Genomic DNA, 22,013 nt, shown 5'->3' on the forward strand with positions numbered 1-22,013 from the left:
AGGATAGGGGAGATCGACCCGCGAATGAAGCATATCGTCGTCATCAACCCCAACACGTCCGCCGCCACAACGGTCATGATGACGGATCTCGTTCGCGCCGCGCTCCCGCCGCATGTGAGCGCGAACGGCATGACCGCAAGCGTTGGCGTTCCGATGATCCTCGATCCGGTACAGCTGGAAGCATCGGTCGCCGGTGTTGTGGAGATGGGCCTTTCCGCTGCGAAGACCGCAGACGGCCTGATCGTCTGCGCTTTCGGCGATCCCGGTCTCGAGGCGCTGCGCTCCCGGATCGACATTCCCGTGGTCGGCATCTGCGAAGCGAGCATGCTGGAGGCCGCAGCCGGCGGTCGCAGGTTTGGCATCGCCACGGTCACACCCGATCTCGTGGGAAGCTTTGCGGAAAAGGCAGCGGCGCTCGGCCTTGCCGATCGTTTCACCGGCACGCGCCTGACGAGCGGAGATCCGATGCACTTGGCCGGCGACTCGGACCGGCTGAGCGAGGCATTGGCCCTCGCGGTTCGTCAGTCGCTGGAACACGACGGTGCGGATGTCGTCATCATCGGCGGCGGCCCGCTCGGCCGCGTGGCCGCTGAGCTGCAACGGCAGTTGTCGGTGCCGGTCATCGCCCCCATCACTTCGGCTGTCACGTTGCTGCTTGCGCGGATGGCGGAGGCGGCTCAGCGCGAGCCGCGTCGGCGCAGCTGGTCGAAGTAGACGATGATGATGATCAGCGCGCCGGTGATGATCCGTTGCCAGAACGAATTGAGGTTCAGGAGGTTCGCGCCATTGTTGATCGTCGCCAGAATGAAGGCGCCGAGCAGCGGCCCGTGGATGGAGCCGACCGCCCCGAACAGGCTCGTACCACCGATGACCGAGGATGCAATCGCCTGAAGCTCCCAGCCTTCCGCCTGCGTGGCATTGCCGATGCCGATGCGCGAGGCGAGCAGAATGCCGACGAAGGCGGCGCAGGTCGAGGAGAGGATGTAGGCGAGGTAGATCGTGCGCTCGACATTGACGCCCGAGAGGCGGGCCGCTTCCCGGTTGGACCCCACGGCGAAGAGATAGCGTCCCCAGCGGCTGAGATGCAGGAAGACGAAGGCCGGGATCGCCACGACGATCACCATCCAGAACAGACTGGGCACGCCGAGGAAATCCGCACGGGAGAAGTTGGCGAAACTCTCGTTTGTGATCGAGATGGTCGAACCATTGGTGATGAGCAGGCCGATGCCGCGCAGCGACGTCAGGGTCGCGAGCGTGATGATGAAGGCGGGCAGGCCCATGCGCACGATGCCGAAGGCATGGAAGGCGCCGATGAAAACGCCGACGAGAAGCGTAATGCCGATCGCGGGCCAGAGCGGCACGCCATGCGCCAACAGCCAGGCGATCGTGACGCTGGAAAAGCCGACCACCGCGCCGACCGAAAGGTCGATGCCGGCCGTGATGATGACGAAGGTCTGTCCGACTGCGAGAATGGCCGTCATGGCGCCCTGGCGCAGCAGGTTGCTGATATTGTTCGACGTCCAGAAACTGTTGGTCGACAGGCCCAGAAGAAGCCAGAGGAACAGGAGGAGCCCGAGAAGCGTCAGGCCGAACAGGATGTTCATGCCCTTCTTCGGCACCGGTGCCGCCTCGGTCGTGGTCTCTACGCTCATGATTGTCCTCCAGCCATCGTCATTTCCGGTCTTTAACTTGGTTAGACGCCGATCGCCTGCGTTAGCACGTCCTCGTGGGACGCCGTGCGGTAGGCGTGGCTCGCCACCAGTCGGCCCTGGCGGAATACATGCAGCGTGTCGGCAAGTTCGTAGACTTCCGGCAGGTAGGACGAGATCAGGATGATACCCGCACCCTCTTCCAGAAGCTTGGAAAACAGCCGGTAGATCTCGGCTTTCGTGCCGACATCGACGCCGACGGTGGGTTCATCGAAGATGAACAGCTTGGCCCCGTGGCTCAACCATTTGCCGATGACGATCTTCTGCTGGTTGCCGCCCGACATGGCGGACGCGAGCACCCGCCGCGTCGGCGTCTTGATCTTCAGGTCGCTGATCTGGCGGTCGGCATTGGCGATCTCGCGTTTGCGATTGATCGTCAGACCGTTCGACAGCCGGTCGAACACCGGCAGGTTGATGTTGAGCCCGATGGGCAGGTTGAGGCAGAGGCCCTGATCGCGACGGCTTTCCGGCGCGAGCGCGATCCCGAGATCCATGGCGACACGCTCGTTGCGGATATCGACAGTCTTGCCTTCGAACAGGATCTCGCCGGCCGTGACCTTCTCGCGGCCGTAAAGCCCCAGCGCAAACTCGCTTCGTCCGGCGCCGATCAGCCCATAGAGGCCGACGATTTCGCCTGCGCGCACGGTGAGCGAAATATCCTGGAAGCCCGGGCCGGAAAGGCCGCGCGTTTCCACGATCGGCTTGCCGATCGGCAGCGTTTCCTTGTGGTAGACCTGCTCGATCGAGCGGTTGATCATCATGGAGATCAGCTCGGCATCGTTCGTTTCGCCGATCAGGCGCGTGCCGACATGGGTGCCGTCGCGCAGCACCGAGACGCGGTCGGCAAGCTCGAACACCTCCTCCATGCGATGGCTGATATAGACGATGGTGACGCCCTGCCCCTGCAGGCGGCGGATCAGCCGGAAGAGCTGCGCCGATTCTTGGCGCGTCAGGTAGGCTGTCGGCTCGTCGAAGATCAGGAACTGCGTGCCGCGCATGGCGGCGCGGGCGGTGGCGACCAGCTGCTGCTGGCCGATCGTCAGATCGGAAAGCAGCGCGCTGGCCGGCAGGTTGAAGCCGAGATCGTTCAGCACCGCTTGGGCGGCGTCGGTCATGGCGCGCTTGCGCATCAGGCCGCGCCGGTTCATCTCGTCGCCGAGGAACATATTGGCCGCGACCGTCAGATGCGGGCAGAGCACGACCTCTTGGTGCACGGCATTGATACCGCGCGAAATCGCTTCATTCGGGTCGGACAGCGGCACCGACTGACCACACCAGACGATTTCGCCGGAGGTGCGCCGGATGACGCCCGTCAGCAGCTTGATCAGCGTCGATTTTCCTGCGCCGTTCTCGCCGACGATGGCGTGGATTTCGCCGGAAAGGAAGGTGATGGATGCAGGCCGCAGCGCTTCCACCGTCCCGTAGCGCTTGTGCAGGCCACGCAGTTCGAGAATGGGCGCACCCTTGGCGACGGGGCCGCCCGAAAGCGCCTCGACCTCCGCGTCATGCCGGTGGCTCACATCGTTCAATCCGGTCATTCGGCTCTCCTCCAAAGGTCGCGAACAGGCGCGGCGGCCTCGCCCGAACGAGATGCGCCGCGACCGCGTGTGTCGATGGACGGCAGGGTCTGCTCTTGAAAAGCCCCGCCGTCCTTTATCGTCAGTTGATCTTCGGATTCAGAAGCGCGTCGATCTTCGGATCGGCCATGTTGGCCTTGGTGACGAGGTTCGCGCCGGTATCGACGGTGGCCTCGACCTTCTCCTTCTTGGAGACGGCAAGCGCGGTCTTGATGCCGTCATAGCCCATGCGGTACGGGTCCTGCACCACGAGACCGGCAAGAACGCCTTCCTTCAGGAACCCGACCGTCTTCTCGTCGCTGTCGAAACCAATGACCTTCACCTTCTCGCCCAGCTTGTTCTCGGCAATGGCCTGGCCCACACCCTGTGCCATGATCAGGTTGGAGGCGAAGACGCCGACAAGGTTCGGATTGGCGGTGATCAGGTCGGTCATGATGTTGAGGCCGGTCGAGGCCTGACCATCGGCGTACTTGTCGGCAACGACCTTCAGGCCCGGATATTTGGACTTGATCTGGTCGAGGAAGCCTTCCTTGCGCTGCTCCAGCGAGCCGGCGCCGGGGGTGTTGGTGATGATGGCGATCTCGCCCTCATCCTTGCCGGTCGCTTCCTTGATGGCCGCAGCGAGGCCATCGGCCGCAATCCGACCGCCCTGAACGTTGTCGGTGGTCAGGAACGAACTGAAGGCCTTGGAATCGGCGCCGGAATCAATGCCGATGATCGGAACCGCCTTGGCGGCTTCATCGACCGGCTTGCCGAGCGCCTTGAACTCCGTCGGCGAAATGACGATGGCGGCGGGGCTGCCGGCAACCGCATTTTCCAGAATGCTGATCTGGCCGTTCACGTCGGTCTCGGCCTGTGCGCCGAGTTCCGGCACGTTGACGCCGAGGTCCTTGCCGGCCGCACGCGCACCGGCGAGAACGATCTGCCAGTAGAACGAGGTCGTATCCTTGACGATGATCGGAATGGTAACGTCCTGGGCAAAGGCGCCCATCGGCATCATCGTGGCGATGACGGCCGCGCCGGCAACGCTTGCCAGCGATCGACGCGCAAAAGCGCGACGCGACAGAATATGGTTCAGCAGTGTCATGGTGTTGTTCTCCTCCAACAACGTCTTGTTCCGTTCTCCTCCAACCGTACCGAAGACGCGGCGATACGATCTTTATCTATAAAAAACATATTGTGGTCGGACGCTAACCCAAGACCGATCAAGTTGCAACCGGCATCCTCACAGCAAACGGAGCCCTCCCCGGCTCCGTCGATCGCCCGTCAAACGCGGACGGCGTCCGTCCCCAAAGGTGGCGCGACGAGCGTATGGGCCTCGTAGGGTGCGAAGTCCTCAGGCTGCAGCCGGTGTGCTTCCAGCGCCATGTTGCGCGTCAGGCTGGAAGGCTTGGCCGTGCCGAGAAGCACGGAGGCGACCAGCGGGTTCTGCAGCGGAAACTGCATGGCCGGCGCCGCGATCGGCACGCCCTGCGACGCCGCGATCTTTTCCATGGCGCCGACCTTTTCAACAACCTCCGGCGAAGCCGGACCGTAATCGAAATGCGCGCCATCGACCGCACCCGTCGCGAGGATGCCCGAATTGAAGACGCCGCCCACGACGAGCGAGGTGTTTTTCTCAGCACAGAGAGGCAGCAGTTCCGAAACCGCCGTCCGGTCGAGCAACGTGTAGCGTCCGGCCAGCAGAATGCAGTCGAGATCGGCTTCGCGCATCACGTCGAGGCAGACGGGAACCTCGTTGACCCCGAGACCATAGGCGGCGATGGCACCGCTCGATTTCAGCGCATCCAGCGCCTTGAGGCCGCTGTCGAGCAATTGCTTGAGGTAGACCGCGTTGCGCTCGGCGCCATGGGTGTAGACGCCGATATCGTGGACGAACAGGATGTCGAGCCGGTTGAGGCCGGTGCGGGCGTAGCTGAACTCCACCGAACGCATGATGCCGTCATAGGAGTAGTCATAATCCGTCTCGAAGGGCAGCGGATCGACGAAGCCGAAATCGGGAACCTTGTCATCGGCAACGGGACGCAACAGCCGGCCGACCTTGGTGGACAGAACATAGCTGTCGGACGGCTTGTCGCGCAGGAAATCGCCGACCCGCCGCTCGGCTAGGCCAAAGCCGTACCACGGTGCGGTATCGAAAAACCGCATGCCGGAATCCCAGGCGGCTTCCAGCGTCTCCATCGCCGCATCGCGCGGGCAGGTTCGGTACATGCCGCCCAGCGGCGCGGTGCCGAAGCTGTATTCCGTGACGGAGAGGTCTGTCGTGCCGATCTTACGCGTCTTCATCGCATCATCTTCCGTCTGACTGTCTGCTCTTCGGATCGAAACCGCACCGTTTTGGTAAGCAGCATGTGCGCCCCTCAGATCTGCCGTTTGTTATTTTATCTACAATAGACAGTTTTCCGTCAACTTGTATTATGCGCGCTTAAGGACAGGGCGACGACAGGCGAGGACACGCCTGCCCACCGCACCGGGAATAAAAATGGCAAAACAGAACACGGTCTTCAAGGACGCTTTCAACCGGTGTCTGACCCTCATCGCGGCGGCAGAGGCGCTTCCTTCGGAGCTTGAACTCGGCACGTCGCTGGGCGTCAGCCGCACGACCGTGCGGGCCATCCTCGCGCGCCTGAAAGAGCTGGAGATCATCTCCTGGGACAAGCGCACCAAGGCCATGCTGCGCGCGCCGCAGCCGACCGATTTTTTTCCGGCGGAAGAGACCAGCTCGCTCGCGGAGATCATCGAGCGGAACTTCATGCGGCGGATCCTGGCCGGCGGTGCCGAGCCCGGCATGCAGATCAACGAGCTGGAGCTTGCCCGGGACATCGGCACGGGCACGACCAGCGTGCGCGAATTCCTCATCCGCTTCAGCCGTTTCGGGCTGATCGAAAAGCGGCCGAACAGCCATTGGGTGCTGAAAGGCTTTACCCGCGACTTCGCGTTGGAGCTCACTGAAATCCGCGAGATGTTCGAGCTTCGCTCCGCCGCCGGTTTTGCGGCTTTGCCTGGGGATCACCCGGCCTGGCGGGATCTCGATGAGATGGAGGCGCTGCATCGCGAGATGCTGGCGAATATCGACTCGCGGTATCGCGATTTTTCGGAATTGGACGAGCGCTTCCACCTTCTGGTGCATCGGTCGTCGAGCAATCGCTTCATCATCGACTTCTACGACATCATCACCATCGTCTTCCACTATCACTACCAGTGGAACAAGGCGAACGACCGCCAGCGCAATGCGCGGGCGGTGGAAGAGCATCTGGATTACATCGCGGCGCTGAAAACCCGCGACCCCGCGGCGGTCGAGCACGCCTGCCGGCAGCACCTGCGCTCGGCGCGCGAAACGCTGCTGCAATCGATCCAGCAGCCGGAAACCTGAGCGAAGATCAGGGCCGCACCCGCCTCAGACGACGGCGACGTTCTCGCTATCGTCGCTGCCGCCTGCGGCCAGCAGCATGCAAACGGCACCGGGCAGCTTCAGCGCCTCGGCTGCCGCAACGCGTTCGGGCGTGTAGAAACCCGCCTCGTGCAAGCAGTTGATGGTGCCGATCACGGTTCCCCCGACGACGATCGGCACATTGATCACCGACTGGCAGCCGAGGGAATCGATGAGTTCGTAATCGCCGAACACCTCTGCGATCTCCTCGATCGTATTTGCCACGAAGGTCTTCTGCTGCGTGAGGGTGATGTCGGACCAGTGCGTCTCGTTATAGGGCTTCGTGCCGGAGACGGGGTATTGCTCCGGCATGTTGGAATAGACCCGCTCGGCCACGCGGGTCGTCGTGTCGCTCGTCATGATGGTGAAGAGCTTCACCCCGACCAGCGCCTGCGTCAGCGCCTCCAGCGCCGCATACGCCGCCATCGGTTGACCCTCTCCGGCCAGCGCAGCGACGAATGCCGTGTAATCCGTGGTGGTCATGGGCTCTCTCCATCAAGATGCTGGGTCTTATGCGGCCTAGCATCCGTTATGGCCGGAGATCAACGACTGAGCGTGAAGGATATCACGCATCGCCGCGATGCCCTAAAGGCTCGCGCCGATGCCAGCCATCCTGTGACGTCCGATCGGCAGCATCATCGGGCGCCCGGACAGGGGATCTTCGATGATGCGGCTTTCCAGGCCGAAGACCTCACGGACCATGTCTTCGGTCAGCACCTCTTCCGGGGTGCCGAAGGCGTGGATCTTTCCCCCGGCCATCGCCACCAGATCATCGGCATAGCGTGCCGCGAGGTTGAGATCGTGCAGCACCATCACCACCGTCGTGCCGCGCTCGCGGTTGAGGTCGGTGAGCAGATCGAGCACCTCGATCTGGTGGTTGATGTCGAGGAAAGTCGTGGGTTCGTCCAGCAGCAGGATTTCGGTTTCCTGGGCAAGCGCCATGGCGATCCAGACGCGCTGGCGCTGGCCGCCGGAAAGCTCGTCGACGGGCCTCTCGGCAAGATCGAACGTTTTCGTTGCGGCAAGCGCGCCGTCCACGGCCTCGTCATCCTTGCGCGTCCAGCGGGAGAACAGGCTCTTGTGGGGATGGCGGCCGCGGCTGACGAGATCGGCAACGGTGATGCCCTCCGGCGCGATCGGCGCCTGCGGCAGGAGGCCGAGCGTCCGGGCAAGCTGACGCGCCGGGGTACGGTGGATCGACGTGCCGTCGAGCAAGACATGCCCCTTCGTCGGGGTGAGCAGCCTCGACAGGGTGCGCAGGAAGGTGGACTTTCCACAGGCATTGGCACCGACGATCACGGTGATCCGGCCTGAGGGGATCGTCAGGTCCAGCCCCTTCAGGATCTCCTTGCCGTCATAGCCTGCGGAAAGCTCGGTCGCGACGAGGGAATGATCGGTCACAGCGAACCTCCGGTCCGGTTGACGCGGACGATCAGGAAAATGAGGTAGGGCGCGCCAAGCGCTCCGGTGATGACGCCGACGGGGTAGCGGCTGGGAAGCAGCACCTGCCCGACATAGTCCCCAAGGAGCACGAGGATCGCCCCGACAAGGGCTGCCGGCAGGAGGAGCGATCCGTTCGACCGCACGATGCGCGCCGCGATCGGCCCTGCGAGGAAAGCGACGAAGGCGATCGGCCCGGTGACGGCGGTCGCCGCCGCGATCATGCCGACAGCGGAGACGATGACCAGCATGCGGGTTTGCGAGACGCGGACGCCGAGGGCCGACGCAGTGTCGTCGCCGAGCCTGAGCGCTTCGAGATCACGGGTGCGGCTGAGAAGGACTCCGCCGAAGACGGCGAGTGCGAGAAGAAGCGGCAGCGCCTGTTGCAGTTGGGCGCCGTTGACGCTGCCCGTCAGCCAGCGCATCGCCTCCTGCAGGCTCCAGGACGGTGCGGTGGAGAGGATGTAGGCGATGACGCTTTGCAACATGGCGGAGACGCCGATGCCGACCAAGATCAGGCGCGTGCCGCCGACGCCGTTGCGGAACGACAAGCCGTAGACCAGCACGGCAACCCCAAGCCCGGCGCCGACCGCCAGAAGCGACACCATCGGCCCCGACATCTGGAGAACGACGATGGCGAACACGGCCGCCGCACCCGCGCCCGACGTGATGCCGATAATGTCGGGGCTCGCCAGCGGATTGCGCAGCATGACCTGAAAGGCGACACCCCCAAGGCCGAAGCAGAGGCCGGAAAGAATCGAGAGCACGGCGCGCGGCAGGCGCAATTGCCCGACGGTGAAGGACGTACCGGGAATGGGCTCGCCCGAGAGCACCCGCAGGACATCCAGGGGCGCGATGACGCTCTGCCCGACCGAGAGGGTGAAGCCGAAGAGGACGACGACCAGCGCGAGCAAAAGCGCAAGCGCGATCGAATGGCGGCGCGCCTTGCGCCGGCGGTTGACGGCAAGGAGATCGATGGTCGGAGACGACATATTCACAATTCGCGCACCCGCTGCCGCCGCACGATCCAGATGAAGAACGGCGCACCGATCAGCGCGGTGATGATGCCGACATCGATCTCGCCCGGCCGGGCGACGATGCGCCCGAGAATATCGGCGCCAAGCAGCAAGGCCGCGCCGCCGAGGGCCGAAAACGGCAGCAGCCAACGGTGATCGACGCCGATCAGCGTTCGGCAGAGGTGCGGCACCACAAGACCGAGAAAACCGATGGGCCCGCAGACGGCCGTGGTCGCGCCGCACAGCAGGATCGCGCCGAGCGAGGCCACGGCGCGGGCCGTCGCCACATGCTCGCCGAGGCCTGCAGCCACATCGTCGCCAAGAGCCAGCGAATTCAGCTTGCGGGCCGACAACAGGCTGATGGCAAAGCCGACGCCCAGAAACGGCAGCACGGGAACGACGCGATCATAGGTCGCGCCACCGACGCCGCCGATCTGCCAGGCATGGATGCCGCCTGCGATATCGCCACGGGGCAGAACAATCGCGATGACCAGAGAGGCGAAGGCGACGGAGGTGGCGGCACCCGCCAGCGCCAGCTTCAGCGGCGTCGCCCCGCCCCGGCCGAGCGATCCGATCGTATAGACGAAGACCGCAGCCCCGCCCGCACCGAGGATCGCCGTCCAGATATAGGCATGCGCCGACGTTATCCCGAACCAGGCGACGCCGATGACCACGGCAAGCGACGCCCCCATATTGACGCCGAGAATGCCGGGATCGGCAAGCGGATTGCGCGTAACGCCCTGCATGATCGCGCCGGCAAGCCCGAGTGCGGCACCCGAAAGCACGGCGAGCAGCGTGCGGGGCATGCGAAGCGCGACCGCCGCCTGCCCGATCGTCTCCTGCCCGCCGCCCAGCGCCGCCATGATTTCGGCCCAGGCGACATCGCGCGTGCCGATGGTGACCGACAGGGCCGAGAGCAGCGCGAGCACGGCGACGAGCACGAGAAGCCAGAGGCCGCGGGTCCGGCTGGAGCGGGCGACGATGCCGTGGACGCGCACGGGAATTTTGATGGAGGCCGCCGTCATTTCCCTGCCTTAGCCGCCTCGCTGAGCCGGGCGACGTAGTCCTTCAGCACCCAGCGGATCGAGAGCGGCGTCGGGTTCGCGGCGTTGCCCACAGGATCGTTGCCGAGCATAACGAGCGCTCCGTTCGCAACCGCCGGCATGTGCCGTGTCAGTGGATTGGCCTTCAGCGAATCGAACAGCGCCTGATCGCCATAGGTCACGAGAATATCGACATCGTCGAACGCATCGATCTGCTCGGCGCTGACGGACCCGGAATATTTCCCCGGCTGCGAGGCCTGAAGAACGCTTTTCGGCGAGGCCAGCCCGAGATCGCCGAAGAACTTCACCCGCGTGTCATTGGTCGTGTAGAAATTGATGATGCTGAGGTCCGACGCGCTGAGATGCGTTATGAACATCGCCGATTTACCCTTCAATTCCGGATGCCCGGCGAGCGTGCCGGCGATGTCGGCCTCGATTCCGGCGATCAGCGCCTCGCCCTCCTTCGCCATGCCGAGCCCGGCGCTGTCCAGCCGGATCGTCTCGCGCCAGTCGGTGGACCAAGGCGCCTGGGGATAAGCGACGACGGGCGCGATCTGGCTCAACGTGTCGTAGTCCGCCTGGCTGATGCCGGAGTAAGCCGCAAGGATCACATCCGGACGGGTCGCCGCGACCGCTTCGAAGTCGATCCCGTCGCCTTCGTCGAAGAGCACCGGCGTCTCGCCACCCAGTTCGTCCAGGCGCGCCTTTACCCAGGGAAGGATCCCGTCATTGTCGTCGTCTCCGAAATTGGCGCGCGCCATGCCGACGGGGACGATGCCAAGCGCAAGCGGCACTTCATGGTTCGCCCAGGCGACGGCCGCCACGCGCTCCGGCTTCTTCTCGATGATCGTCGTGCCGAACGCATGCTGGATGGTGATTGGATAGGCGTCGCCCTCGGCAGCCAGCGCATGACCCTGCGCGAGCAGCCAGACAGCCATGACGATCTGCGTGGCGAAGCGGAAAAATCTCATCTCCCGATCCCTTCAACGGACATAAGTTGACCTCAACTCTCAGCTTCACCCCGTGGCGTCAACGGTAAAGCAACACCACCCCGGAAAGTGGGGATAGTTAGCCATCGGATTCTACAAAACCGGTGGATTCGACAATACTCGATAAAATGCCTCCAGTTATAGGAAGGCGGGGACGAACACGCAGTCGAGCGACCTGGACGCCGAGATATCACGCTGACGCGCGGTGCGAACCCACTCGGAAATACCGACCGGCCCTGCCGGCCGCCCTCGCGTCACGTCAATCTGGATACTGCACATGGACATCGATAGAACACGCACCCACCGGAGGCTCGCGCCGCTTTCCCGCCGGAGCGCCATCCTTCTCGGCTGCACCGCACTGGTCGCCCTGTCGCCGGCGATTGCGTCTGCCCAGGATGCGGCGAGCGGCGCGACGGCGCTCGAAACCATTGTCGTCCAGGGCGGGTCGAGCGGAACCGTGCTCAACACGGACAATGATTCGCAATCCATCGTCGCGACCGAAACGACCGCCACCGGCAAGCTGCCGACAGACATCCTGAAGGCACCGGCCTCGGTCTCCGTCATTACCTCGAAGGAGATCGAGCAGCGCGGCGCCGATACCGTCGAGCAGGTGGTGCAGTACACGGCCGGCGTGGTTACCGATTTCTACGGCTCGGACGATCGCTACGACTATTTCGACATTCGCGGCTTCACGCCCTACACCTATCGCGACGGGCTGGCGATCGGCCGGACCTTTGCCGGCACGCGCGAGGAGCCTTACGCCTATGAGCGGATCGAGGTGCTCAAAGGTGCCAGCTCCTCCGGCTTCGGCGCGGCCGAGCCGGGCGGATCGGTCAACTACGTGACCAAGACACCAAAGCGGGAGCGTTTCGGCGAGGTCTACGGCACCGGCGGCTCGTTCGCGCACAAGGAACTCGGCTTCGACTTCGGCGACAACCTGACCGGCGACGACACGCTGTCCTACCGCCTCACGGGCAAGTTCCAGCGCGCCGATGCCGAATACGACTATTCCCAGGACGACGAGAACTTCATCATGGGCGGCCTGACCTGGCGCCCGGATGCGGCCACGAACCTGACCGTCGTCTTCGATCATCTCGACAAGGACGGCGTTCCCGGCAGCGGCGGCCATCCGCTGGGGACGGATTTCGACCGGGACACGTTCTTCGGCGAGCCGGACTATTATTTCAGCGAAACGAACCGCAACAGCTATAGCGTCATGTTCGACCATGACTTCGGCAACGGCCTGAGCTTCGGTTCCAACGCACGCTACAGCAACCTGAACGACGGGTTCGGCAGCGCCTATATCGGGGGAACGCCGACGGACGGCTCGACCACAGCGAGCCGCTACTTCTTCGGCAGTGACAAGTCGTCCGAGCAGTTCATCATCGATGCGAACCTCGTCTACGAGACCCGCACCGACACCGTCGAGAGCCGGACGCTGTTCGGCACCGAGTATAACAAATTCGAGTCCGACACAGACAATTTCTACACATCGGCGCCATCGATCGACTGGGAGAACCCGATCTATTCCGGCGGCCCAGGCAGCCTCTCTCCTTATTCCAGCGTCAACAACGACCAGAAGACGGCCGCCGTCTATCTGCAGCAGGACCTGACCTTCTTCGACAAGCTGACTGTCAGCGTCGGCCTGCGCAACGACTGGCTGGATCTCAGCGAAACGGATCTCCTCGCCGGCTCCACGGCTTCGGGCAACCATAGCGAATTCACCAAGCGCATCGGTGCGAGCTACAAGATCACCGAGGAACTGGCGCCCTACATCAGCTATGCGGAATCCGCGGCACCGCCCGCCTCCGGCGCGGACCCGACGACCGGCAAGCAGTACGAGCTCGGCATCAAGTACCGGCCCGAAGCCTTCCCCGCGCTCATCACCGCATCCGTCTACGACCTGACCAAGGGCAACATCACCGTCTACGATCAGGTGACCTACCTGCCGCAGACGGTGGAAAAGGTGCGGCATCGCGGCTTCGAACTGGAGGCTAAGGCGGAAGTCACGGATCAGATCGATATCATCGCGGCCTATAGCTACATCGACTCCAAGATCGACGAACCCGGCGGCGACAATGACGGCAACCGGCTGATGCGGGTTCCCAAGCACCTCGCCTCGATCTGGGGCACTTACACGCTGGCGGGACAAGGCGCGCGCGGCGACATGACCTTCGGCGTCGGTGCACGCTACCTCGACTCTTACTATACCGACATCGGCAATACGGCGTCGTCGGAAAGTGCCGTCGTGTTCGACGTGGCCTACACCTACAAAGTCCAGGAGAACACGACGTTCCAGCTGAACGTCAACAATGTGTTCGACGAGAAGCACATCGCGAGCACGGATTCGGGCGCCGTCTACTACAATCCGGGCCGAAAGCTGATGGCGACGCTTCGCCAGACGTGGTGACCTAACAGCTCGGACGCCGCCGCCTGCCCGCCCAGCGTGAGGCGGGCGTTACAAGGCCCGAAACTGTTGCAGACGCCGCCACGCAGCCGGCGTCTCGCCCTCCACCTGCCGGAACACTTTGGTCAGGTGCGCCTGGTCGGAGAAGCCAAGTTGCGCCGCAATGCTGGCCACCGGCAGGTCGCCCTTGCCGAGCATCTGCTTGGCCTGTTCGATGCGCTTGCAGAGCTGCCATTGCAGCGGCGTCTGGCCGGTCGTTTTCTTGAAGACGCTTGAGAACCAGCTTTCCGAGAGGCCGACGGTTGCGGCCATGTCGGCAACCGACATGCGATAGCCGCCGACCTTGTCCACATGCACGAGCAGTTTGTTCATCTGCGCCTGCGTCAGGCGGCCTCCAGCCCTCTGGTCGGCTTCAGCCGGAATATCGAGCAGCCCCGCCACGATGCTGCCGACGAGGCTCTCGGCGTAGACGGCATGTTTGGTCGGAGACCGGATCTCGGTTGCAAGCAGCCGCGCGAGCGCGTCGATACCGGCGATATCGTGAAGTTCGGCCGGACGACGAAGCGCCGCCTGCGCGCAGGAACTGCCGACCGACGGCGCGAGGTAGCGAAGAATCCGGTCCTTGTGCAGATGAAGATTGAGATGGCTGAAGCGGTGCGCGCTCCGGCTCGTCGTCCACATCGGCATGCCTGCCGGCACATAGACGGCACGCGGCATAGCGCGCGCGTTGCGGGTAAAATCATCGCTGCGGTTGGAAATGCGCACGTTCGGCGAAACGTCGTTGAAGAAGAACATGATGCGCGGATCGTCCGCCAGATAATAGCCGCTCGCCCCGGCCTGGCTTTCCGCCTCCCAGAGCACCGTCACCATGCCATCCAGCTGCCGCCACTGCACCGGAGCCGAAACGGTAATCCCGTCCGTCTTCCACGACATCGTATGCCAGAAGCTCATGATGAAATGCCCGCTTGCTTGAAACCCGTTCATCGGCTTGCAGATCGACAAACCCGCGATGCCATCGAATGCCACGCTAAGCTGACGGTTTTTGTCAGATTTACCGGATCAAGACAAGGGCGTCGTCGTCGGCAGCCATCGTCTCGAATATTGACGCGTGCCGATTGACAAAAAGATTATGGTCGTAATACAAAGATATCAATGATGACGATCATCATATTTAAGGCGTCGCAAGCATCAGGACTATCCCCGCTGCCGCGCAGCTGCCACCGATCAGGAACCGAGAAGACGCACATGACCGAAGCCCGCACGTTGCACATCAGCAAAATCTCGTGGAAAGACGCGCCGACGAAAAGCGTCGATATCGCAGGCACCACCTTCGTCTACCGGCAGCTTGGCGGTGGCGCGGATGTTCCCTTGGTCATGCTCAATCACTGGGGCGCAACGTTGGACAATTTCGACCCTCGCATCGTCGATGGCCTCGCCGCAACGCGCACCGTGATTGCCTATAACTATCGCGGTGTCGGGGCCTCCGGTGGCAAGGCGCCGCTGACGATTGGCGAAATGGCGGAGGATGCCATTGCCTTCATCCGCGCGCTGGGTCTCGGTACCGTCGATATTCTCGGCTTTTCGCTCGGCGGGTTCGTCGCACAGGACGTCGCCCTGAAGGCGCCGCATCTCGTCCGCAAGCTCATCCTCACCGGCACCGGCCCCGCGGGCGGAGAGGGTATCAGCAAGGTGGGCGCCGTCTCGCGGATCCCAATCCTGAAGGGGATGCTGACCTTTCGCGATCCGAAGTACTATCTCTTCTTCACCTCGACCGCGAACGGCCGCAGAGCGGCGAGCGCTTTTCTCGACCGGCTGAAGGAGCGCAAGGCGGATCGGGACAAGCCGATTGCCTTAGGCGCGTTCCTTCGCCAGCTGAAGGCGATCAAGGCATGGGGCCTGCAGAGGCCACAGGATCTCTCTGCAATCCGCCAGCCCGTGCTCGTCGCCAATGGCGATCAGGATAAGATGGTGCCCACGGTCAACTCGAAAGATCTCGCCAGACGCATCCCCAATGCGGACCTCGTGATCTATGACGATGCCGGGCATGGCGGCATCTTCCAGTATCACGAAGCCTTCGTCGCACGGGCGCTGGCGTTCCTCGCAAAATAGGCAAGCAGCGCCCGCACCGCTCGATTGTCGGGCAGCGCTTCGGCGGAAATGCTGCCGTATTCTGCTTCTTTCATGAAAAGCTTGGACAATTCTGCTTTCGCGGATAGGTTAGTATAGCTAACCAAGGAGGCAAAATTGAACCGCAACACCATTATCGCAGCCGTCGTCGCTGTCATCGTCGTCATCGTTCTCTGGAGCGTCCTGCGCACGCCTGAGCCGGCTCCGGCACCGCCCGTCACGCCGCCGGCAGCTTCGACCCCTGCTCCCGCACCGACAACGACACCGCCGGCCACCACCACGCCGGCTCCGGCACCTGCAACACCGCCGGCAAACTAATCTTCAAGGCGGCCGCTTCACCTGCAAGCGGCCGCCGACAAACTTGCCACGCCGGTCGCGATCGAGGCATCAGAACCTTGCTGCGCCGGCGTCTGGCGATTCCGAGCCTGTCAGCTCGTGGCATCATCGTCATCCTATTCCGGCGCCAGACCGTCGACTGAAGTTCGACCTTGCCGTTTCCTTTCGCCGCGCGACGCCTACATCGATCAGCATGGACCAAAGGCACGGCCATGCACAGGCGCGGGATCAGAAGCTGAGATGACATTACCTATCAAAGACGATATCGAGAACCTCGTATCCTCCTCCATGCTGCATCAGGCGCGACAGTTTGCCGAGAATTACGGTGGACAAGGGAGGTTCTGGCAAAGGCCTTATGCCGAGCCGCGCCCACGCTCGGCCTCCGCCTTCGCCTCGGTCTGGTTCACCGCCTACCCGCCTTCCGTCATCACGCGGGAAGGAGACTCGGTGCTGAAGACGCTGGGCGACCCCCAGCTCTGGTCGGCCCTCTCTTCCATCGGCGTGCGCGGTATCCATGTCGGCCCCACGAAAAGATCGGGTGGCCTGAAGGATGGCGCCTACACGCCGACCATCGACGGCAACTTCGACCGCATCGGCTTCGACATCGACCCGGCCTTCGGCACGACGGAAGAGTTCGTGGCCATCAGCCGCATGGCTGCCGCCTTCAACGCGATCGTCATCGATGACGTCATCCCCTCCCACACCGGCAAGGGCGCGGACTTCCGGCTCGCCGAGATGAAGGTTGGCTCCTATCCCGGCCTCTACCACATGGTGGAGATCCCCGAGGAGGAATGGTCGCATCTGCCCGAGGTGGCAGAGGGGCGCGACGCCGTGAACCTGGGCACGGAAGCGGTCGATTACCTCAAGGAAAAGGGCTTCATCGTCGGCCAACTCCAGCGCGTCATCTTCTTCGAGCCGGGCGTGAAGGAAACCGACTGGAGCGCGACGGCGCCGGTGGAAGGCGTGGACGGCAAGCTGCGCCGCTGGGTCTACCTCCATTATTTCAAGGAGGGGCAGCCGAGCCTCAACTGGCTCGACCCGACCTTTGCGGCCCAGCAGATGATCATCGGCGACGCCCTGCACTCCATCGACCAGCTCGGCGCCCGCGGTCTCCGTCTGGATGCCAACGGCTTCCTCGGCGTCGAGCGCCGGCTGGACGGCCCCGCCTGGTCAGAGAGCCATCCGCTATCGCTGACGGGCAACGCCCTGCTGGCCGGGATGGTGCGCAAGGCGGGTGGCTTCTCGTTCCAGGAGCTCAACCTGACGGTGGACGATATCGCCGCGATGTCGAAGGGCGGTGCCGATCTATCCTATGACTTTATCACCCGCCCGGCCTATCACCATGCGCTCCTGACCGGGAATACCGAGTGGCTGCGCATGATGCTGCGCACCGTGCACGAGTTCGGCATCGATCCCGCATCCCTTATCCACGCCCTCCAGAACCATGACGAGCTGACGACGGAGCTTGTGCATTTCTGGACGCTGCATGCGGATGACATCTACAGTTTCAGCGGCCAGACCTGGCAGGGCCGGACGTTGCGCATGCACCTGCGCGACGTGATCCGCGAGCGGCTATCCGGCGCGAACGCCCCCTACAACCTGCCCTTCGTCACGAACGGTATCGCCTGCACCACTGCCAGCGTGATCACGGCTGCCCTCAACATCGCCGATCTCGACACGATCGACGACGATACGGTGAAGCTCATCCGCAAGATCCATCTGCTGCTCGTCATGTACAACGCGTTCCAGCCCGGCATCTTCGCTTTGTCCGGCTGGGATCTGGTCGGCGCCCTGCCGGTCAGCCCCGATGACGTGCAGCATCTGATGGGAGACGGCGATACCCGGTGGATCGAGCGCGGCGCCTACGACCTCACGGGTCAGTCGGATGCCGCGCAATCCGCCGAGGGCATTCCACGCGCCCGCGCACTCTACGGCCCGGTGACGGAGCAGCTGACGCAACCGGACTCCTTTGCCAGCCAGCTGAAGCGGCTCCTTGCCGTCCGGGAAGCCTATGGCTTTGCCGCCAGCCGGCAAGTGTTGATCCCCGATACGACGGCACTGGGACTTCTCGTGATGGTGCACGAGCTGCCCGACGGGCGCGGCACGCAGGTGACCGCGCTGAACTTTGGCGACACGGCGCTGGAAGAGGTGATCGTGCTGCCAAACGTCACGCCCGGCCCGGTGGTCGACATGATCGGCGAAACGATCGAAGGCGACCTTCAGGAAGACGGAGCGCTGACGATCAACCTCGAACCCTATGAGGGTCTGGCGCTTCGCATCGTGGGAACACTGCCCGTTCTGGCTTGACCGGGGTTGTGATTGATCCGACCGGTCTTAGAGAGCGCCGCGTCAATCGTGACGCACGGCGCTCTCGTCGCGGATGGTCCGTAACGGGAAGGCTTGACGGTCGAAGCCGACCCCGTCTTTCCCCGAGGCTTTCACGCGGTACAGGAACGTATCCGCATGCGCGATCATGCCGTCGAGTTCACTGTTGACCACAGCCCATACGCCACCGATGCTTGCGCGCACATCGACCAGGACATCCGCGTCTGTGCCAGGGTCGCGCAACGAGAACGGTGCGCGCATCGTGCCGACCATGCGGTTGGCGACGGTGACGCCCGTTTCCCTGTCGCCGGCGATGACGACGACGAACTCGTCCCCGCCCACCCGACTTACGAGATCATCGCCCCGGACGCACGACATCAACCGGTTGGCGGCTTCTTGAAGGACGGTGTCGCCGGCTGCATGGCCGTAGCGGTCGTTCACCTGCTTGAACCCATCAAGGTCGATCACCAGAACGGCATAGCCGGATGAAGAGCCCATCTGCGGGAAGCGCGCCTCAAGGCCACGCCGGTTCAACAGCCCGGTCAGGCTATCCGTCTGCGAATTGCGCTGCAGGCGCTCGATCTGGCGATGCTCCTCGGTAAAATCGATCGCCATACCCACGATCTTCAGCGGCCGGCCATCCGCGTCCCGCAACAGGCGACGATCACAACGCATCCACCGCTCTCCGGCAATGGTGTTCAACCTGTATTCGGCAACGTTCTGGTCGATCGTACCCTCGATCAAGGGCGTGAGGTCAGCGGCGGCCATATCCAGACGACTGATCTTGCCGAGATACGCCTCGAGGTCGAGCCGCGCGGCATCCGGGCCGTCGATGTAGTGCGCAAGACGATCGGATGTTTCAAAGGTTCGGGCGGGAATATCGAGCTGCCAGAACCCGCCTCTGACGGCTTCCAGTGCCAGTTCCAGCTGTGCCGCACGTTCGGCAAGCTGCCGCTCCGCATCCTTCGCCTGGGTAATGTCTTCCACCTGCGTGATGAACCGAACAACCTCTCCTTCGCCATCCCGCATGGCGGCGACGTGAATTCGAACATGAAGCGGCGCCTTATCCGGGCGAATGTAACGCTTTTCGATCGTGTAGCCGTCTCGCCGCCGCGCCAGGACTTCGTTGAAAAGGCGCACATCGGCTTCAAGATCGTCGGGATGGGTGAAATCTGCGAACGCGACGCCGTTGAGATTCTCGGGCGAGATGCCGATCATCCGGGAGAACGCCTTGTTCCCCCGCACGATACGACCCTGCGTATCCACAAGCGCCATGCCGATGGGCGCATGGCGAAAGGCGAAGTCGAACAAGGCAAGGCGGGATTCCGCATTTTCCTCCAACGCTTCCATCATGGCTCTTCGCTTCGCGGCTCGTATGGAAAACCTGCGCAGAAACGATACCGGGCGGAGAACAGAGTGCTGATCATGATCCATCAATGTCGAAACGTTCGATGACGGCATCGAGTTGCACGGGAAAAGGCACTGGCCCATCAGCTCCGCCCAAAACGGTTCCCAGCCGCTGCGCGCGCAGCCGCTCCGTCTTCTGTCGCCGCTCCTCATCTTGCCGGCGCTGCATTTCCTTAACGGCTTGCTTCGTCGCCGTAATATCACCCAAAGCACCAGCTCCGCGCGTACGCCGCTTCTTCATCATGTCGTCCATATCGACCTCCGTCGTCATGAGAAGATGGAGATTGGCCGCCGCCACAGGAATTCAAGTTATAAGAAGTCTAGACAGACGAATATTGCGCAGATTTGAAAATCAATATTCGAAGAATCGACATTTTATGAGATATTATCTCTATTCGAAAAAATGAATATTCAGATATTCCAATTTTTACTGGAATTCAAAACCCAATTTCTAGGGGTGAATACTTCACTGCGTTCTTTGCCTGTACAATCCAACGTAGCACCCGCGAGACGCGGTCTTCTGCGTCAAGGCTCGCAGACACCCTTTTAAGGTGTGATATGCCTTGTCGGCACAACGGCTCGGCGGAGAAGATCAGACGTCAACCGAAGACCATCCCAAGCCGGCAACGGGTCGGAAGCCTGGCTGCTGTCCATTCGCAAGACCTGACTGGCCGGCAGCGCCCGTCGTCAATGGCACGTCCGGTTCACGTTTCGATATAATCCGTCACGTTAAATGACTTTCCATTGCGGCCAACTCCGTTCATGGGATCATCAACGACTGTTGCGAACTGCGCGCAACGACCCACGACCTGAAGACATGACCATGAAAAAGCCGATCGCACTGGAAAGCATCGCCGAGAACACGCTGTTTCGGAAGGGCGATATCTTCGTTCTCTTCGGAGAGCTGTTTGGGCGCGGCTACGCGACGGGGCTTCTCGATCAGGTGCGCAAGGCCGGCATGCAGATCGTCGGCATCACGGTCGGTCGGCGTGACGAGAACAACGCGTTGCGACCTCTGACGCAGGAAGAGCTTTCGGCAGCCGAGGAACGTCTGGGCGGCAAGATCATCAATGTGCCGCTGATGGCGGGCTTCGATCTCGACGGCCCGGACGGCGGCCCGACGCCGACGGATCTTCTGGCCGAGATGACGCTCCAGACCTGGCAGGATGCCAAGATCGACTGGGACCACATCGAAACCTGCAAGACCATTGCGACGGACCGGTTCAAAACGGCGCTGGCGCAGGTCATGGCAACGCTCGACGGCATGATCCCCGATGGTCGCAACGTGTTCTTCGCGCATACGATGGCCGGCGGCATTCCGAAGGCGAAGGTTCTGCTCGTCGTCGCCAACAGGATCTACAAGGGCACCGGCGCCCGTCACATGTCGTCGCAGACCCTGCTCGACAGCGACATGGGCAAGCTGATTCTGCAGAATTTCGACGAAGTCTCGGCCAACACCTTCCGCCATCTCATCGACGCCAGCGCAGCCATCCGCACGCGGGTCGAGGCATCCGGCAGCGCAGTGCGCTACACGGCCTATGGCTATCACGGCACCGGAATTCTGATCGGTGACGAATATCGCTGGCAGACCTATACGAATTACACGCAGGGCTTCGCCAAGATGCGCCTGGAGGCCATCGCGTCCGAAGCCTGGGATGCAGGGGTGAAGGCGACCGTCTACAACTGCCCGGAAATTCGCACGAATTCCTCCGACGTCTTCACCGGCATCGAGCTTCCCCTGATCCCCCTTCTGCTCGCTCTCAAGAAAGAGAACGGCGGACGTTGGGCCGACGAACAGTGGGAAGCATGCGAGGCATTGCTTGCCGATGGTCGGACGGTCACGGATGTCCTGCGCCGGATCACTGAGCTTCAGGCAAGCGCCGTCATGGTGCCGTTCTACGACTTCAACGCCTGGCCGATGCCCAACAGCCAGGCTCAGGCGGATCTCACCATCGGCACGTCCAACGACATCACCGCGATGCACCGCGACGGCAAGGCCCTGATCAGCGACCTTCTGAGCACGCTGGTGGTCGAAGCAACCGGCCGGCTCATCTTCGGCGCGACATCGGCTCCTTCCGGTCCAGTGCGCTGGATCCACCACGATCTCGTCGCCCGCTGCCTGAATGCCGCGCATGGCGATACCGGGACCGTGCAGCAGACAACGCAGAGCCAGCCGGAGACGGAAAAGCTGAACAAGGTTGCTTGAT

At 62.8% G+C, this 22,013-nt stretch carries 18 protein-coding genes; 7 read left to right on the top strand and 11 right to left on the bottom strand.

What is annotated here, in order from left to right; translation table 11 throughout:
* Positions 1-24: 24 nt before the first annotated feature.
* Complete coding sequence (locus G8E10_RS08635) at positions 25-714, top strand: aspartate/glutamate racemase family protein (protein WP_110801556.1); 690 nt, start codon at positions 25-27, stop codon at positions 712-714.
* Here G8E10_RS08635 and G8E10_RS08640 read toward each other — a convergent pair.
* The 4 genes from G8E10_RS08640 to G8E10_RS08655 form a co-directional block, all read right to left on the bottom strand.
* Entirely contained in the window at positions 678-1,652 is a 975-nt protein-coding gene (locus tag G8E10_RS08640) for an ABC transporter permease (protein ID WP_110729370.1), read from the bottom strand. The two genes, G8E10_RS08635 and G8E10_RS08640, sit on opposite strands and share 37 nt — an antisense overlap.
* A gap of 41 nt (positions 1,653-1,693) precedes the next feature.
* Positions 1,694-3,247 (bottom strand): sugar ABC transporter ATP-binding protein, encoded by a 1,554-nt coding sequence (locus G8E10_RS08645; protein ID WP_110801555.1) that lies wholly within the window; start codon positions 3,245-3,247, stop codon positions 1,694-1,696.
* Positions 3,248-3,368: 121 nt separating this feature from the next.
* On the bottom strand, positions 3,369-4,373 hold the full coding sequence (locus G8E10_RS08650; protein ID WP_110737295.1) for an ABC transporter substrate-binding protein: 1,005 nt from the start codon (positions 4,371-4,373) through the stop codon (positions 3,369-3,371).
* A 179-nt stretch (positions 4,374-4,552) separates the two neighbouring features.
* Entirely contained in the window at positions 4,553-5,572 is a 1,020-nt protein-coding gene (locus tag G8E10_RS08655) for an aldo/keto reductase (protein ID WP_110801554.1), read from the bottom strand.
* Positions 5,573-5,768: 196 nt separating this feature from the next.
* Between G8E10_RS08655 and G8E10_RS08660 the strand changes: the two genes are divergently transcribed.
* Positions 5,769-6,659, top strand: coding sequence for a GntR family transcriptional regulator (locus G8E10_RS08660; protein ID WP_110801553.1), 891 nt, complete (start codon positions 5,769-5,771; stop codon positions 6,657-6,659).
* A gap of 24 nt (positions 6,660-6,683) precedes the next feature.
* Here the strand turns inward: G8E10_RS08660 and G8E10_RS08665 are convergent, their stop codons facing one another.
* From G8E10_RS08665 to G8E10_RS08685, 5 genes are all read right to left on the bottom strand, one after another.
* Complete coding sequence (locus tag G8E10_RS08665) at positions 6,684-7,199, bottom strand: GAF domain-containing protein (protein WP_207901501.1); 516 nt, start codon at positions 7,197-7,199, stop codon at positions 6,684-6,686.
* A 102-nt stretch (positions 7,200-7,301) separates the two neighbouring features.
* Positions 7,302-8,117, bottom strand: a complete 816-nt coding sequence (locus tag G8E10_RS08670; RefSeq protein ID WP_110801552.1) for an ABC transporter ATP-binding protein — start codon at positions 8,115-8,117, stop codon at positions 7,302-7,304.
* Positions 8,114-9,148 carry a FecCD family ABC transporter permease gene (locus tag G8E10_RS08675; protein WP_281517467.1) on the bottom strand — a complete coding sequence of 345 codons (1,035 nt, stop codon included), beginning with the start codon at positions 9,146-9,148 and terminating at the stop codon, positions 8,114-8,116. The genes G8E10_RS08670 and G8E10_RS08675 overlap by 4 nt, the downstream gene beginning before the upstream one ends.
* A gap of 2 nt (positions 9,149-9,150) precedes the next feature.
* Positions 9,151-10,197, bottom strand: coding sequence for a FecCD family ABC transporter permease (locus G8E10_RS08680; protein ID WP_110801550.1), 1,047 nt, complete (start codon positions 10,195-10,197; stop codon positions 9,151-9,153).
* Positions 10,194-11,186, bottom strand: a complete 993-nt coding sequence (locus G8E10_RS08685) for an iron-siderophore ABC transporter substrate-binding protein (protein ID WP_132712402.1) — start codon at positions 11,184-11,186, stop codon at positions 10,194-10,196. The genes G8E10_RS08680 and G8E10_RS08685 overlap by 4 nt, the downstream gene beginning before the upstream one ends.
* Before the next feature lie 295 nt (positions 11,187-11,481).
* On the opposite strand from G8E10_RS08685, the gene G8E10_RS08690 reads away from it, so the two are divergent.
* Entirely contained in the window at positions 11,482-13,614 is a 2,133-nt protein-coding gene (locus G8E10_RS08690; protein WP_165910635.1) for a TonB-dependent siderophore receptor, read from the top strand.
* A gap of 48 nt (positions 13,615-13,662) precedes the next feature.
* Here the strand turns inward: G8E10_RS08690 and G8E10_RS08695 are convergent, their stop codons facing one another.
* Complete coding sequence (locus G8E10_RS08695) at positions 13,663-14,562, bottom strand: helix-turn-helix domain-containing protein (protein ID WP_110801724.1); 900 nt, start codon at positions 14,560-14,562, stop codon at positions 13,663-13,665.
* 294 nt (positions 14,563-14,856) lie between these two features.
* On the opposite strand from G8E10_RS08695, the gene G8E10_RS08700 reads away from it, so the two are divergent.
* From G8E10_RS08700 to treS, 3 genes are all read left to right on the top strand, one after another.
* Complete coding sequence (locus G8E10_RS08700; RefSeq protein ID WP_110801548.1) at positions 14,857-15,720, top strand: alpha/beta fold hydrolase; 864 nt, start codon at positions 14,857-14,859, stop codon at positions 15,718-15,720.
* Between the two features lie 135 nt (positions 15,721-15,855).
* Positions 15,856-16,056: a hypothetical protein gene (locus G8E10_RS08705; protein WP_092936495.1), complete on the top strand. Its 201-nt coding sequence runs from the start codon at positions 15,856-15,858 to the stop codon at positions 16,054-16,056.
* Positions 16,057-16,314: 258 nt separating this feature from the next.
* Entirely contained in the window at positions 16,315-18,381 is a 2,067-nt protein-coding gene (gene treS / locus G8E10_RS08710) for a maltose alpha-D-glucosyltransferase (RefSeq protein ID WP_110801547.1), read from the top strand.
* 42 nt (positions 18,382-18,423) lie between these two features.
* On the opposite strand, the gene G8E10_RS08715 is transcribed toward treS, so the two are convergent.
* A complete protein-coding gene (locus tag G8E10_RS08715; RefSeq protein WP_146236045.1) occupies positions 18,424-20,019 on the bottom strand; it encodes a diguanylate cyclase in 1,596 nt (531 codons plus the stop codon).
* A 610-nt stretch (positions 20,020-20,629) separates the two neighbouring features.
* Here G8E10_RS08715 and G8E10_RS08720 point away from each other — a divergent pair.
* Positions 20,630-22,012: an enoyl ACP reductase FabMG family protein gene (locus tag G8E10_RS08720; RefSeq protein ID WP_245420137.1), complete on the top strand. Its 1,383-nt coding sequence runs from the start codon at positions 20,630-20,632 to the stop codon at positions 22,010-22,012.
* The last annotated feature ends 1 nt before the right edge of the window (position 22,013 follow it).

This window comes from Ferranicluibacter rubi (assembly GCF_011603255.1).
Classification (GTDB): Bacteria; Pseudomonadota; Alphaproteobacteria; order Rhizobiales; family Rhizobiaceae; genus Ferranicluibacter; species Ferranicluibacter rubi.

What these genes read in the sequence shown, in the direction of transcription:
- G8E10_RS08645 (WP_110801555.1), bottom strand. Translation starts at nt 3,247, where the DNA reads ATGACCGGATTGAACGATGTGAGCCACCGGCATGACGCGGAGGTCGAG.
- G8E10_RS08660 (WP_110801553.1), top strand. Translation starts at nt 5,769, where the DNA reads ATGGCAAAACAGAACACGGTCTTCAAGGACGCTTTCAACCGGTGTCTG.
- G8E10_RS08680 (WP_110801550.1), bottom strand. Translation starts at nt 10,197, where the DNA reads ATGACGGCGGCCTCCATCAAAATTCCCGTGCGCGTCCACGGCATCGTC.
- G8E10_RS08720 (WP_245420137.1), top strand. Translation starts at nt 20,630, where the DNA reads ATGAAAAAGCCGATCGCACTGGAAAGCATCGCCGAGAACACGCTGTTT.
- G8E10_RS08695 (WP_110801724.1), bottom strand. Translation starts at nt 14,562, where the DNA reads ATGAGCTTCTGGCATACGATGTCGTGGAAGACGGACGGGATTACCGTT.
- G8E10_RS08640 (WP_110729370.1), bottom strand. Translation starts at nt 1,652, where the DNA reads ATGAGCGTAGAGACCACGACCGAGGCGGCACCGGTGCCGAAGAAGGGC.
- G8E10_RS08675 (WP_281517467.1), bottom strand. Translation starts at nt 9,148, where the DNA reads ATGTCGTCTCCGACCATCGATCTCCTTGCCGTCAACCGCCGGCGCAAG.
- G8E10_RS08690 (WP_165910635.1), top strand. Translation starts at nt 11,482, where the DNA reads ATGGACATCGATAGAACACGCACCCACCGGAGGCTCGCGCCGCTTTCC.
- treS (WP_110801547.1), top strand. Translation starts at nt 16,315, where the DNA reads ATGACATTACCTATCAAAGACGATATCGAGAACCTCGTATCCTCCTCC.
- G8E10_RS08635 (WP_110801556.1), top strand. Translation starts at nt 25, where the DNA reads ATGAAGCATATCGTCGTCATCAACCCCAACACGTCCGCCGCCACAACG.
- G8E10_RS08655 (WP_110801554.1), bottom strand. Translation starts at nt 5,572, where the DNA reads ATGAAGACGCGTAAGATCGGCACGACAGACCTCTCCGTCACGGAATAC.
- G8E10_RS08665 (WP_207901501.1), bottom strand. Translation starts at nt 7,199, where the DNA reads ATGACCACCACGGATTACACGGCATTCGTCGCTGCGCTGGCCGGAGAG.
- G8E10_RS08700 (WP_110801548.1), top strand. Translation starts at nt 14,857, where the DNA reads ATGACCGAAGCCCGCACGTTGCACATCAGCAAAATCTCGTGGAAAGAC.
- G8E10_RS08650 (WP_110737295.1), bottom strand. Translation starts at nt 4,373, where the DNA reads ATGACACTGCTGAACCATATTCTGTCGCGTCGCGCTTTTGCGCGTCGA.
- G8E10_RS08685 (WP_132712402.1), bottom strand. Translation starts at nt 11,186, where the DNA reads ATGAGATTTTTCCGCTTCGCCACGCAGATCGTCATGGCTGTCTGGCTG.